This window comes from Paenibacillus sp. S02 (assembly GCF_019454065.1).
GTDB lineage: Bacteria > Bacillota > Bacilli > Paenibacillales > Paenibacillaceae > Paenibacillus > Paenibacillus polymyxa_B.
The window spans coordinates 2,072,087-2,084,896 of the sequence record NZ_CP073682.1; the positions used below are offsets into that span (position 1 = coordinate 2,072,087).

Below are 12,810 nucleotides of genomic sequence, written 5' to 3' on the forward strand. Positions count from 1 at the left end.
CCGCATAGGAATGCCGTGGGAGGTCATGTAATGGAAGTATTAAAGAAACGAATTTTAAATGAAGGCGTGATTGCATCAGATCAGGTGCTGAAGCTGGATGGTTTGCTTAATCACCAGGTTGATCCAGAGCTGACAATGGCAATGGGACGAGAGTTCGCAGCACGTTTCCGGGAAGAGAAGATCACCAGAGTAGTGACCGTGGAGTCCTCAGGCATTGCCATCGGGTTTGCGACAGCATTGGAATTGGGTGTACCGTTGGTATTTGCTCGTCGTAAAAAGACCCTATTAGCTGATCCAGACGCGCTATGTGAACGCGTACCTTCGTTTACTAAAGGTATTGTTACGGATATTATGCTGTCTCGTCAATTTATTCACGAAGATGACCGTGTTCTGTTCATTGATGATATTATCGCTAATGGTGATGCGGCGCGAGGCATGGTTAAAATCATTCAACGCTCTGGAGCGGAGTTGGTTGGATTCGGTGTCGCGGTGGAAAAAAGCTTTCAGGCCGGAGCGAGAACCATCCGTGAGCAGGGTATTCGTGTAGAGTCATTGGTCAAAATTTCGTCGTTAGCTGACGGCAAGATTGAGTTTGCTGAATAGTAACAATTCAAAACTCCTGATCCTTATTTCTAATAATAACCTTTGCATGAGCTTCAATTTCGCTTATAATATAGATAAGGTTTTGGAGAGGAGGCAGCAACATGGGGAAAGAACAATTGACCGAACAGTTTTTTCTGGAAAAACTGGCAGCGGCTAAAGTACACTTTGAGCGTGCCTTGGATTGTAAGCATACGGAATTCGACGATTTGTATCCCTATATGATTGAACATCCTCAGTTTTTTTGGTATAAACGCTATGTGGCCTGGTCTGAGTTGTTGACGTTGGTTAACCTATGCGAAGAATTGTCCTTCTCTTGGAAAGAAGAATTTACTGCTCACCAAGTGGAGTATGTAGATCAGCGAGTGTTGTCTGCACAAGTGCTGGACTTCTGGTACGAGAAGAATGATACAAAAGAACATGATCACAGTGTAAATCAGTCGGGATAATTTGTCGCTCTGTTGGCAATCCATATAAGTAGTAAGAGAGAAGAGACCTAAATGATTCGCTTAGGTCTCTTTTTAAACTTTTTTCATGTATATAGAATCATGGTTGCTGTGTTAAAAAAGTGAATAAGGAGGGGACAAGGATGATTATGGACGAAGAATTGGATGCTTATCGACTCTCCGGTGAAAAGGTGCGTGTCGTACGCGATGGATTGGAGTCCAACGATGTTGTTGGCATTGTACTGGCATGGGATGATGAACAGGTGCTTATTCGCCGCCAGAATCGACGTGTGGTCAAATTGGATCGCAGCTATACATACCAGCCGTTCAGCGAGCCGCGTCACAATCCGATAAATCTGGATTAGGAATGGGTTGCAAATGGGTGTTGGATAAAAATAACTGGGTGATCCATTAGGCATACAGAAACTCTAAATCGGACACAGTAATGAAGGAAAATACAACAGAGAGGACGTGCTGTGTCAATGACGGTTATGGACGAAAAAGTACATGCATACAAGGATCAAATCAGCCATTTGGAAGATCAGTTGCCCGAGGTAGTTCATGCATATCATCGCTTTACCGGAGAGTGCTTTCAAGCCGGAAGCTTAGATGAGAAAACCAAGCAACTGATTGCGCTAGGCATTGGCATATTTGCCAACAATGAAGTATGTACGTTTTATCACGTGGACGAGGCGCGGTCCAAAGGAGCCAGTGATCAGGAAATTATGGAGACCATTGCTGTAGCCGCAGCGGTAGGTGGAGGACATGCTCTAAGTCAAGGGGTTACGCGTGTACAGAAGGCGTTGCAATAAAGCGAATCATTAATAGATATGCTTATATTTCTTCATAGCGAATATAGATCGATTTGGATATATGATGAATATGGAAAGGAGCTTCCGAGCACAGTTGGTGTCTGCGGAAGCTTTTTTCTTTTGCGTGGTTGTTGTGCGGGGATTATGCTCTTCTGCTTGCAGCAAAAGCAGCAGGGCGAGACGTTTTACGCTTATAGGCCAAAGAGGATGTAACCAAACTTCGTTCAACGATGCGTAGAGGTTTGGAAGTTGAATTGTTTGGTAATTCGGGGCGATGTTTCTCTAGTAAAGGAAGGGCAGCTGTATGAGGCATAGAGGTCGAGAGCCCCAGATATGCTCGCATCCGCTCATACATTTCTTTACGGAATGCTGGCATTGCCATACGGAACTGCTCTTTATTGCCTTTACTTATATAGGTGGCGTGAACGCCGGAGTGGTTTTGTTGTATGTCTAGAACACGAATGTGATATTTATTAAATTCATGTTTTATTTCAGATAGCAGGATTCCGGTACGATCTACACCTGCGTTAACCATTTCGACATAAAGATCAGGGGTTTTCAGCATACCGCTTTCTTCAAGAATTAGGCTGTCCCGCTCAAATACTTTTTGAATAAAGGTAAGGAGCAGATAACTTTTCACAAGAGACCATTCAAGCTGAGTAGTATCTAAAGAGGTCATTACCATTCACCGCCTTAGGAAAATGTGATGATAATTCATAACCGATTGAAGAAAAGGAACCTTCGTTCCCAAGAACCTATGTTCTTATTTTAGTTTATTATTCCTTTTTTATCAAGAGGAAATTAACGAACATAAAAGGTTTGACATCTAGATATGACCATGGTATGATCTATCTTGTCGCTAAGAAAGATTGATCTTTCGAGGTATATGACAACATATATGCGGTCGTGGCGGAATTGGCAGACGCGCACGGTTCAGGTCCGTGTGGGCTAACCCCCGTGGAGGTTCGAGTCCTCTCGACCGCATCATCTTATAATATACAGGTTCATGAATTGCTTTTGTAGCAGTTTATGGACCTTTTTGTATGCTTAAAAGATTTAAGTTGTTACTGCAAGACCTGTGTCGAAGAAATTTCTCCGAAGCTATGAGAACAGGATAATAAGTCTACTGTTGGAATGACCTTATAAGCGCATTCCGGTGGATTTTTCCCCATTTCTATTATGAAGTCGATATTTTCACCTCTTCTATCTCTTTTCTTCCAGCCTTGCCATGCTTGATCTTCTTTCAGTTCAATCTACTCAATATGCTTACCAATGGCTGTGGAAATTTTCCTAATTGAATCTACTGAATACGAGACTTTTGGAGGCACTCAAAAAATAACAAATAAAACAACCGCCGCTCGTAAGATGTAGCGGCAGTTGTTTAGAATTAACTACATGGAATAACTGTATCAAAACTCAACATCTCTTTTTTTCTTGGAGCGCGCCCCTGCCAAACGGACAACTAGCGAAGCTACCACCAAAATTGCAGTTACACCCACAAGGATAACAAAAAAGGATTGATCAAAAGCAGAACGGCCCGCATCTTTCAGTGCTTCTGCAGCCTGGGCAGGCAAACCCTCTGCAGCTATGAGCGCTTCATCCAGGCTGTCTTTCACATTCGCTGGAACGTGGAGTCCCGTAGGGACTTTCATAGCTAGGGAATACGCAAGAGTTGACATGCTTCCGATGATAGCAATCCCCGATGCTCCCCCCATTTCATAGGCAACTTCTTCAATCGATGCAGCCATGCCTGCTTTGTGTGCCGGGGCATAGTTCATAATGGAGTGAGATGCTGCTGTCATACCTGCTCCCAAACCCACACCAAGTAAAGCCAATCCAAGAATCTGCCCGGCCATGCCTGAATTAAATTGCGTGAGATAGATGCCCATTCCCAGACCGGCAATCAGAAGAGAGAAGCTTTTAATACGGATAACGTCATAGCGATGCAATATGGACCCGGTTAAGGGGCCAGCAATGAGAGATGCAATCGGTATGCTGATCGTGTACAGTCCTGCTTGGAGAGGCGACAGACCTTCCACCAGTTGAAGACGCTGGGTTACAATATATTGAATCCCCATCTGTGTAAATGCACCCACCAAGGCAGTTATAAATCCGGTGCTGAACCTTGTAATTTTAAATAAAGTAAGATCAATAAGAGGGCTAGCGCTTTTATTTTGACGACGGATAAAGATGATAAGTGCCAAGACGCCGATAACCGCACCTATTACGGCCAATATTGGAGACCCGTCACGACGGGCAAACTCTTTGATGGAATAGATGAGTCCCACCATGGCGATCATGATTTGGATGGAGCCGGTAAGATCCCATTTTTTCTCTTTATTGCCCGCATGTTTTGGAACATAAATCAGAGTTAATGCAAAAGCAATGATCGCAATCGGCAGGTTAATCAAAAATACAGAACCCCACCAAAAATGCTCTAAAAGAAGCCCCCCGACGATAGGACCTAGTCCTGCTCCTCCTGCAGAAACGGAGCCCCAAATGCCGATCGCGAATCCACGCTCGCGTTCATCTGTAAATGTAACCCTAATGATTGACAAGGTAGCGGGCATCATCATAGACGCTCCGACTGCAAGAAGAACTCGAGACGCCACCAATACAAAGGGCACGGGGGAAAAGGCGGCAGTAAGCGAAGCAGCAGCAAATACAAGCAACCCGAGGGTAAAGATTTTTTTATAACCCAAGCGGTCCCCAAGCGTTCCCATTGCTGGCAGCAGACCCGCCATAACGAGCGAGTAGCCATTGAGAATCCATAATTTTTCTGACGCTGATGCACCGAGGTCATGGGTTAAGCTCGGCAATGCGGTATACAGGATGGTCATATCCATCACAATAAGCAAAAGAGCGCTTGATACGATAGCCAGAACCAACCAGCGTTTGAATTTAGACATGTTGTTCCTCCGTGAATACAAATTTAAGTTATTACAATTTAAAACCTTAATCTATAGGGTTACCCTATAGTCAAGTGCTAATTCTCGGGATAAAATAGACATACTAAACTTCTAAAACATAACGGAGGAATGAGTTATGTCAAAAAGTCACAGCCCATACTTTACTACCAGTGAGCTGGCCAAAACTTGCGGAGTCACCAAACATACCCTGTTCCATTATGATGAGATCGGGCTCTTGAAACCAGAATTCACAAACTCAAAAGGCTATCGTTTTTACTCCATTCAGCAATGCTATGCGCTTGATATTATTAATGTACTAAAGAAGGCGGGGAGCTCACTACTGGAAATCAAGGAATTTATTCAGAATCAGAATACGCCTCTGCTCATAGAGCTATTCAAACAGAAACTACATGACCTGGAAGTGGAACGGATTAGAATAAAACGGATGCAAAGCCTATTGAAAGGTGCCATTGAAATGACGGAGCAAGCCAAGGGAGAGTTACACGATGGACCGTCGATAGAAGAATGTGAAGAGGAATATTTCATTGCCACTCAACTGGAACAGGGTGATGGTGATAAGGAGTTTGCTCACAAATTAAGTGAACATCGAGATTATTGCGAAAATCACTTTACTGATTATGAGTTTCCGATCTGGACTATTTTATGTAAGGATCGGGTAGTGTCAGGGGATTATTATTCGGACTATATTGCCAATAAGCTAAAGGCTCCGACTGTAGGAGAGAGAATAGTTGCCAAACCCAAAGGCCTCTATGCTGTCTTAAATCACAGAGGATCATATGAAACAATGTCTGAAGCGTACTCCGTTATAAAAGAGTATATAGCGAGTAAAGGGATGACTGTGTGCGGGAGTGCGTACGCAGTGGATTTGCTCAACTATTTCGCAGAAAAAAATCCAGACGACTATGTAATACGGATATCGGTTGAGGTTTGTAAAGGGAGAAAATTTCTTTTATAAGGCTATCTTTTAAGATATGATAGAAAATAACGCACTTTATGATGAAGCTATTGAAAGGTTGGATGTAAGATGGAGAAAGCAACTTTTGCAGGTGGATGCTTTTGGTGTATGGTGACTCCGTTTGAGGAGCAGCCGGGCATTCATGGCATTGTCTCAGGCTATGCTGGAGGGACGATTCCCGATCCGACCTACGAGCAGGTTAAAACAGGAACTACAGGTCACTACGAGGTGGTGCAGATTACTTTTGAGCCTGAGCTGTTTCCTTATGAAAAGCTGCTCGAATTATATTGGCCGCAAACAGATCCTACCGACGGGGAAGGTCAATTTCAGGACCGAGGTACACAGTATAAACCCGCAATTTTTTATCATACAGAGCAGCAACGTGAGCTTGCGCAACAGTCCAAGGAGCAGTTGGCACAAAGTGGACGTTTTGATAAGCCAATTGTAACGGAGATTCTTCCTGCTTCGATTTTTTATCCGGCAGAGGATTATCATCAGGATTACCACAAGAAAAACGTGAAGCACTATAAGGAAGATCGGGCCCAATCAGGCCGTGATGAATTTATCGACAAGAACTGGTAAGCAGTTTTAATATACGTTTCTACGCACTGTAAGGCAGATCAGGGATTATTCCATGAGTCTGCCTTATACATATTTAGACGAGGTTACTCACACAATGAAGGGACAGAGAAGGAGGCTGACCCGCAATGAGTACACGACGGAAGCTACACATGAGAAACATAATAAAAAAGGCTTTAAAGGCATCTCGCGGCCGAAAAGAGCCAGCTTATGTACCTGTATTCCATTCAAGCTCCAAAATACGAAGAACTGTAGTGCTCTGTATTTCAGTCTGTATGCTATTCATGGTTTGTAGTACTGGTGTTGCAGAAGCAATAGACAAACAGGACCAGCGGCAAAAGATGGTTGCCGTCATTATCGATGATCTGGGAAACAACATGAAAGGGACTGAGCAGATTTTAAATTTACCCGTTAAAATCACCGTTGCTGTAATGCCCTTCCTACCTACAACCAAACAGGACGCTATGGAAGCGCATAAGCACGGTCATGATGTCATCGTCCATCTTCCAATGGAGCCTAATCAGGGAAAGCCCGAATGGCTTGGACCCGGAGCAATTAAGGCTAATATGACGGATGAAGAAGTGCGCGCCAAGGTGACAGCAGCCATTAAGGATGTTCCTTATGCGATAGGGATGAACAACCACATGGGTTCCAAGGTCACTTCAGATAAGCGCATTATGTCTATTGTTCTTGATGTTTGTAAGGAGCATGGACTATTTTTTGTCGATAGCCGTACTAATTATTGGTCAGTGGTGCCTGAACTTGCCGCTAAAAAAGGAATGCCACCGGTGCGCAATGATGTTTTTCTGGATGATGTCCATACACTCGCTCATGTGAATCGGCAACTTACAAAAGTGGTTGAGTGGCTGGACGAGCACGATACATGCGTAACGATTGGGCACGTCGGTGTTTCTGGCATGTATACATCCTCTGCTCTTCATTCATCGGTCCCCAAGCTAAAGGAGCACGCCAAATTTGTGGGTATTAGCGATTTGGTGCGTGCTGTATGGGGATGGACTGGAGACCCAGCCACTAACACTACCATGCCGTCAGATGCGCAATAATGCCTTCGGCAACAGCTTCAGCAATGCTTTTTTGACCGCGATCCCCGGAAAGCATGGCTCTGTCCTGTTCGTTACTGATAAATCCGGTTTCCACAATTACAGCGGGATGCTGGATTTTATTCAGAAGATAAAAGGGTTTTCCGTACACTGTTTCTCTATTCATGCAAAATAAGCGGTTTAATGAATGCTGAATCCGTTCAGCCAACAGATAGCTGCTGCCTTCATCCTGATACAGCACAATGGGCCCCCGTTTTTCGGTACGTTTGGTCCAATTGACATGCAGGCTTACAACCAAAGCGGTCGGCAGTTGTTCTGTTAGACTTTTACGTTGAGCCAGGTCTTTAAGGTGCCGGGATTTGGACTGCAACCAACGGTTATCGTCACTCAGTGCGTAGTCCTTGTCCCGATTTAGGACAGCAGGGTAACCCTGGGAGCGTAAGATCAAGTACAGCTTTTGAGCAATGGCGAGATTGATATCTTTTTCCAAAAGCCCTTTGTGACTTGTTCCACCATCCACACCGCCATGACCTACATCAATCAGGACAACGGGCTTGGCAAAAGCGTGGTAGGACGAATGTACGTTGGATGGACCCTCTGTATACTTGTTCGGTTCGTTACTTTTCTCGTTGGGCTGAGCAGCTATATAGGTAAATGGGGCAAATACAGCACTGCAAAGGATGCATAGGCTCAACCCCAGCCCTTTCAGCCATATCTTGTTTAACTTTTTTTTTCGCACGTTCTATTCCTCCAGTGGACGAATTAATTGTTTACTGAAAAACCAGGCATAACAGACATCAAACCTAAAGCAACGTAGCTGCCTTCAAAACATAACAATTAGCCTTGAGGTAACTGTTATGTTGAAGATAGTATGTTCCATTTAAGGGAAACCATGCATAGTTATTCCCACAGGGGTTAGACCTTTTGGAAAATGAGCAAGCTAGTTGTATCTTCACCTAACGTGTAAATCCGATATTTTCAGGCAATGTGAATGGACATGATAGGGGCAGAATGGAGGAGGTCATGGAGGATGGCGAAGAGTGACGAACTGGTGACGTATATTACGCAGCGGATTGTTCGCTATATGGAAACGCCGCGTGATGTTCGGCGCAGTCAAAAACAAGCCAGAGAGCCGTGGGTGAGCAAATGGTTTGGCATGTTGCCTCTGGCTCTGAAAATGTGGATGAAATCCACACGCAGAGAACGAAGAGAGCGACATTAAACTCGCCAAAGAGACCACAAGAGGCATAGGGTATGCCATTTGAGGTCTCTTTTTGTGTTGTAGGGATCATTCCGAATCATTTTGCGTGTTTCTTAATAACTAAGAGTCCAAACGATAAAATTCACCAGCTGACAATAACTGTTTTAATGGTACAAATCGGGACAGTCCATGATGGTAGGTTAACGCATATAAATTGGGTTGGGACGGATGATCTGGGGATATCCAGGACTGATACCCACTAATGGATAAGGGCCCTCCAAAGGCAAAATTGATATTTGTGGCAGAAAATATAATACGCGGTGAAATGCTCAGTGTATCCATAAATTGGGCTGTGTTATGGACAGAAAGTTTTTGCTTGGGTTGAAGCCAACCCAGATCGTCATAGGGACCAAAAGGATCAGACGAGACTGCAACCGCTTGCGCCTGTGTTTTCAAAAAGGGTACAGTTGAAGAGAATGCGTTGTTCTGAAGCTTATGTTTCCAACTCCCATCTGCCACTTCTACAGGTAACGGATCGCCAGTTACAGCATCAATACATATTTCGCTGCCTGTAGAGGAACGCACCAGCCAGTAGGCTAGTAGCGGTTCCTCATACATAGGTGTGATTTGCAGCTTGTCGATAGATGAAAGATCAGTATCTGTGAGCGACACCAGGGATTGACGAAGTACATCCATACTATAAGGCCCGCCAGGACCATTCCCGTATTCGTTGAGTTGATATGCGCCATTGGAGTCTGATCCGATAATCAGGTAGCCGATGTATTCTCCCGCACGGTTTACTTGAACAAGCCAACTATGGGTTCCAGGTCCGAGCGGATGATAGCTAAGCTCAGCATCTTTCCACGAGGCAAAAGGGGGCTGCGACGATAGGGATTGTACCGTGTTGTCCGCAGTCTGTTTTACGTCTGCGGGCACGCCTTGCTCCTCAGTAGGAAAACTTGCTGAAACGTCACCCGGGGAAGGGGTAACAGGACTCGTGGAGTTCAATGGAGGAACCCACGAGCTTTCGTTGTAGAGAGACACCGAGTTTAATTTGTTGCCTTGTGCGACTGAGGGAGCCGCATGAATGGAAGTGAACGGACAGACTGCGGACAGGCCGATCAGAACAGCTGCGATCATACCTATGCTATAGTGCCCGGAATGACTCTTATTCAATGTAATCCACCTTTCTGTCGGCTTGATTGCCCGACGGAGGCATTCTTTTTTATCCAGCATACAGCCTGTCCGATAAAAAGACTGCTGCACCTTGTCGGCGTAAATGTCGTATCCAGGTTCGTTTTTTGCTGTCGATACATAGGAGACATGTTTAACCAAACTTGTGGTTACAGCAGCGGAAACTGATGTAGGCTGAAGCAAGATGTTACAAGCTGACGATACCTCTGCAACTCTCCTGCGAAGGAGCGAGAGATATCGGTTACCGCAGATGAAATATCCCGCAGTTAATGGCGGATACGAGTACCTTAGGCTCATATTGCCATACCATTTCTTTACGACGGGCTTGATACTGCTCCGATATGGCCTCTTTTTTATCCTCTTCCTCTTTCTGCTCCTTGATTAGATCATCGTAGTAGTGGTCAATAACCTCCAATTCCTCGCGCAATCGTTCCTTCGCCTGCTCAGCCCAACCATAATCTTGCTGACGGAGTTGTTCAGTGAGGTAGCCTTCAAGCGAGGTGGAAGCTTCAGGGACAGATAGCTTGGCGGGCTGTACATGCATATTGCCTGCCAGCAGCGGGCTGAGCTGCCGGGTTTCGAGCATGGCGCCAAAATCGGTTACAATGGTGCCGCTTTTGAGCGAAATACCTAGCCACTGAAGTTCCTCACGCTTCAAATCGCAGGCGAATTCAATCTTATAGCAAATGCTGAGCCAAGCTTCATAGACTACGGGAGAGCGGGCAGACAGCTGACGGGCATCAGGTTGCTCAAACAAATAAACATATTTCCCTCCATCCCGTGCGGCTTCAAAAATTTGATGCAGCCGACGGCTTCCGTATCGAAGCTCCTCCTGCAAAATACGTCCAGGTCCTAATTGTGGTAACGTCGGTACATGACCGAAGTAACGCCCCATGACCTGATCCTGTGCTGTGTTGCCTGATGCTGGAGTTGGCGGCGTATGATCGGCTAAACGTTCCTGTTCTGTGCGATAGGCTTCCCCATCAAAGATGAAAGTGAAGGACATCGTCTGCGCTGGAACGCCAGTACGCTCTACGTATCCCCAATAGTAGGGGCGGTTTGTTAGGGCTTTATCCGCTTCTGGAGAAAGCTTGACGGTTACATGGTGGGGCGACCTCTCGATGACACTACATCCGGTAGCTTCCAGATAGGTGTGGACAAAACGCTGGACTTGCTGTACATTCATGGTCAAACTAGCGACCTCCTTTCACACTGCGTCGAGCTTTGCCCGGAGGAACCGTATTGCCTGCTAAGCCTAATAAATTCTCGGTGTTTGGCTGCTCTGTGCGCAGTTGTTCCATCTCCTGTTTGATGGAATCTAGCGAGTGGCCCAGATTTTGCATTTTTTTGCGAATTTCATCATCGCTACTGGATTCAAGCATAATTTTATACAAACTTTTTTCAATGGATTCTTTCTTCTCAAACTTCTCCAGAATAACGTCCAATCCGCCAATGACCATCTCAAACATATTTATCTTTTCATGCAGCAGATGCAGGATATGCTCCTCAATCGTTCCAGTTGTGGACAAGTTAAAAATATTAACATCATGCGTCTGTCCAAGTCGATGTACCCGTCCGATCCGCTGCTCCACGCGCATGGGATTCCACGGTAAATCGAAGTTAATCATATGGTGACAAAATTGCAGGTTAATGCCTTCACCACCCGCTTCGGTGGCAATCATGACCTGAATGCGCCCACGGAACAGATCCATCATCCAATCCTTGCGTCCACGGTTCATACCGCCTCGGTAAGGAACAGCAGATAGGCCACGGTCACGGAAATAGTTCAGCAAATACTCCTGTGTGGCTCGGTATTCTGTAAAAATGATCACTTTTTCGTTCATCTGACGGATAAGCTCAAGCGCTTTTTCTGCTTTGGAATTGGCCTTGATCGCTTTAATGTGTGCAACCAAATCCCAGACACGATCGCGTAGAGGAGAGTCTGGAGCCATCTTTTTGGATAAATTGACCAGCGTCACGAACACAGCGTCCCGGCTGCTGCACACTTCCCGTTGAAGGGTGACGAGAGACAGCATGCTACTTAAATTTCCGCCATTCGCCTGGTATTGCTCTTTGACAAAAGAGGTCACCCCATCGTACAGCGCTTGCTCTTCCGGCGAAAGTTCCAAGTGAATGTTAGAAACATTTCGTTTGGTGAATTGAACCGGGCCTTCTCCGCGACGATTGCGGATCATGACTTTAGACAGCTCATCCTTGAGCTGATCTTCATTTTTAGGCAGACGTTTATCTACAACAAAGTTGGCTGAAAAATCGCCATGTCTTCCCAATTGACCGGGCTTGAGCAGTGTAATCAGGTTAAACAGCTCAGACAGATCGTTTTGTACAGGTGTTGCTGTCAGGAGCAAACAATATTTTTTACGCAGCTTCATAATGAACTGGTAGTTGGATGTCTTTTTATTTTTCAGCTTATGAGCCTCGTCTATAATGAGCAGGTCATAATCGGTATCTAGCAGGATGTTACTATGGGGCTCCCGCTTGGCGGTATCCATAGAGGCCACGACGACCTCGGAAGACCAAGAATACGCTTTCTTCTGGGCGACAGCGGGAATACCGAATTTGCTGTTCAGCTCACGCACCCATTGTAGGACCAGGGATGCGGGTACAAGAATAAGCACTTTGGAAGCCAGCCCGCGAACCAGATATTCTTTTAGGATCATTCCAGCTTCGATCGTTTTGCCTAGGCCGACTTCATCGGCAAGAATGGCACGTCCGGACATTTGAAACAGTACCTTCCGAGCGGTATCCAGCTGATGGGGTAGTGGAGTGAGGTCTTGCAAATGCTGTAGACATTGAAGCTCATCGAAGCTCGGCACCAGCTTGGCTTTTTCAGCCTCAATGGCCAGCTGATACAGATTCCAATCTCCCCAAGGGCCACCTTTGCGTAGGCGTTGGTCCAGCTCATCCTGCCAGCTTCGATCAAATTGCACCGGAACAGGCAGTGGCGCTTGATTGTGTATATGCGGGGAACTTGTCGATTTGGCTTTCATGATGATTCCCTCCCTCCTGGTAGT

General features: G+C 45.6%; 14 protein-coding genes and 1 tRNA gene. 9 read left to right on the forward strand and 6 right to left on the reverse strand.

The features are described 5' to 3' along the window. The first annotated feature begins 30 nt into the window (after nt 1-30). The 4 genes from KAI36_RS09220 (at nt 31) to KAI36_RS09235 (ending at nt 1,858) form a co-directional block, all read left to right on the forward strand. Nucleotides 31-603, forward strand: a complete 573-nt coding sequence (locus tag KAI36_RS09220) for a xanthine phosphoribosyltransferase (protein WP_013309742.1) — start codon at nt 31-33, stop codon at nt 601-603. A 101-nt stretch (nt 604-704) separates the two neighbouring features. Beyond that, a complete protein-coding gene (locus KAI36_RS09225; protein ID WP_007429850.1) occupies nt 705-1,049 on the forward strand; it encodes a hypothetical protein in 345 nt (114 codons plus the stop codon). A 140-nt stretch (nt 1,050-1,189) separates the two neighbouring features. After that, nucleotides 1,190-1,411, forward strand: coding sequence for a hypothetical protein (locus tag KAI36_RS09230; protein WP_220027562.1), 222 nt, complete (start codon nt 1,190-1,192; stop codon nt 1,409-1,411). Nucleotides 1,412-1,528: 117 nt separating this feature from the next. Further along, nucleotides 1,529-1,858 (forward strand): carboxymuconolactone decarboxylase family protein, encoded by a 330-nt coding sequence (locus tag KAI36_RS09235; protein WP_220028081.1) that lies wholly within the window; start codon nt 1,529-1,531, stop codon nt 1,856-1,858. 142 nt (nt 1,859-2,000) lie between these two features. Here the strand turns inward: KAI36_RS09235 and KAI36_RS09240 are convergent, their stop codons facing one another. Beyond that, entirely contained in the window at nt 2,001-2,537 is a 537-nt protein-coding gene (locus KAI36_RS09240) for a YhjD family protein (protein ID WP_220027563.1), read from the reverse strand. A gap of 221 nt (nt 2,538-2,758) precedes the next feature. Between KAI36_RS09240 and KAI36_RS09245 the strand changes: the two genes are divergently transcribed. Further along, nucleotides 2,759-2,842: transfer RNA gene (locus KAI36_RS09245), tRNA-Leu, on the forward strand. 425 nt (nt 2,843-3,267) lie between these two features. Here KAI36_RS09245 and KAI36_RS09250 read toward each other — a convergent pair. Continuing rightward, nucleotides 3,268-4,767 carry an MFS transporter gene (locus tag KAI36_RS09250; RefSeq protein ID WP_023988047.1) on the reverse strand — a complete coding sequence of 500 codons (1,500 nt, stop codon included), beginning with the start codon at nt 4,765-4,767 and terminating at the stop codon, nt 3,268-3,270. A gap of 136 nt (nt 4,768-4,903) precedes the next feature. Here KAI36_RS09250 and KAI36_RS09255 point away from each other — a divergent pair, with 136 nt between their 5' ends. The 3 genes from KAI36_RS09255 (at nt 4,904) to KAI36_RS09265 (ending at nt 7,386) form a co-directional block, all read left to right on the forward strand. Continuing rightward, a complete protein-coding gene (locus KAI36_RS09255) occupies nt 4,904-5,743 on the forward strand; it encodes a MerR family transcriptional regulator (protein WP_220027564.1) in 840 nt (279 codons plus the stop codon). A gap of 69 nt (nt 5,744-5,812) precedes the next feature. Further along, entirely contained in the window at nt 5,813-6,325 is a 513-nt protein-coding gene (msrA, locus tag KAI36_RS09260) for a peptide-methionine (S)-S-oxide reductase MsrA (protein ID WP_220027565.1), read from the forward strand. Between the two features lie 125 nt (nt 6,326-6,450). After that, nucleotides 6,451-7,386: a divergent polysaccharide deacetylase family protein gene (locus tag KAI36_RS09265; RefSeq protein WP_220027566.1), complete on the forward strand. Its 936-nt coding sequence runs from the start codon at nt 6,451-6,453 to the stop codon at nt 7,384-7,386. On the opposite strand, the gene KAI36_RS09270 is transcribed toward KAI36_RS09265, so the two are convergent. After that, nucleotides 7,361-8,122, reverse strand: coding sequence for an N-acetylmuramoyl-L-alanine amidase (locus KAI36_RS09270; protein ID WP_220027567.1), 762 nt, complete (start codon nt 8,120-8,122; stop codon nt 7,361-7,363). The two genes, KAI36_RS09265 and KAI36_RS09270, sit on opposite strands and share 26 nt — an antisense overlap. A 291-nt stretch (nt 8,123-8,413) precedes the next feature. Here KAI36_RS09270 and KAI36_RS09275 point away from each other — a divergent pair, with 291 nt between their 5' ends. Beyond that, nucleotides 8,414-8,605, forward strand: a complete 192-nt coding sequence (locus tag KAI36_RS09275) for a YqzE family protein (protein WP_023988052.1) — start codon at nt 8,414-8,416, stop codon at nt 8,603-8,605. A 99-nt stretch (nt 8,606-8,704) separates the two neighbouring features. Here KAI36_RS09275 and KAI36_RS09280 read toward each other — a convergent pair whose 3' ends face one another. The 3 genes from KAI36_RS09280 to KAI36_RS09290 are packed head-to-tail and all read right to left on the reverse strand — an operon-like array spanning nt 8,705 to nt 12,786. Then, nucleotides 8,705-9,961, reverse strand: a complete 1,257-nt coding sequence (locus KAI36_RS09280; protein WP_258296353.1) for a hypothetical protein — start codon at nt 9,959-9,961, stop codon at nt 8,705-8,707. A gap of 58 nt (nt 9,962-10,019) precedes the next feature. Next, entirely contained in the window at nt 10,020-10,970 is a 951-nt protein-coding gene (locus KAI36_RS09285) for a YqhG family protein (protein ID WP_220027568.1), read from the reverse strand. Between the two features lies 1 nt (nt 10,971). Then, nucleotides 10,972-12,786, reverse strand: a complete 1,815-nt coding sequence (locus tag KAI36_RS09290) for a DEAD/DEAH box helicase (protein ID WP_220027569.1) — start codon at nt 12,784-12,786, stop codon at nt 10,972-10,974. Nucleotides 12,787-12,810: the final 24 nt, after the last annotated feature.

Bases quoted from the DNA above. Each gene is read 5' to 3' on its own strand.
- KAI36_RS09220 (WP_013309742.1), top strand. From the start codon at position 31: ATGGAAGTATTAAAGAAACGAATTTTAAATGAAGGCGTGATTGCATCA.
- KAI36_RS09225 (WP_007429850.1), top strand. From the start codon at position 705: ATGGGGAAAGAACAATTGACCGAACAGTTTTTTCTGGAAAAACTGGCA.
- KAI36_RS09230 (WP_220027562.1), top strand. From the start codon at position 1,190: ATGATTATGGACGAAGAATTGGATGCTTATCGACTCTCCGGTGAAAAG.
- KAI36_RS09235 (WP_220028081.1), top strand. From the start codon at position 1,529: ATGACGGTTATGGACGAAAAAGTACATGCATACAAGGATCAAATCAGC.
- KAI36_RS09240 (WP_220027563.1), bottom strand. From the start codon at position 2,537: ATGACCTCTTTAGATACTACTCAGCTTGAATGGTCTCTTGTGAAAAGT.
- KAI36_RS09250 (WP_023988047.1), bottom strand. From the start codon at position 4,767: ATGTCTAAATTCAAACGCTGGTTGGTTCTGGCTATCGTATCAAGCGCT.
- KAI36_RS09255 (WP_220027564.1), top strand. From the start codon at position 4,904: ATGTCAAAAAGTCACAGCCCATACTTTACTACCAGTGAGCTGGCCAAA.
- msrA (WP_220027565.1), top strand. From the start codon at position 5,813: ATGGAGAAAGCAACTTTTGCAGGTGGATGCTTTTGGTGTATGGTGACT.
- KAI36_RS09265 (WP_220027566.1), top strand. From the start codon at position 6,451: ATGAGTACACGACGGAAGCTACACATGAGAAACATAATAAAAAAGGCT.
- KAI36_RS09275 (WP_023988052.1), top strand. From the start codon at position 8,414: ATGGCGAAGAGTGACGAACTGGTGACGTATATTACGCAGCGGATTGTT.
- KAI36_RS09290 (WP_220027569.1), bottom strand. From the start codon at position 12,786: ATGAAAGCCAAATCGACAAGTTCCCCGCATATACACAATCAAGCGCCA.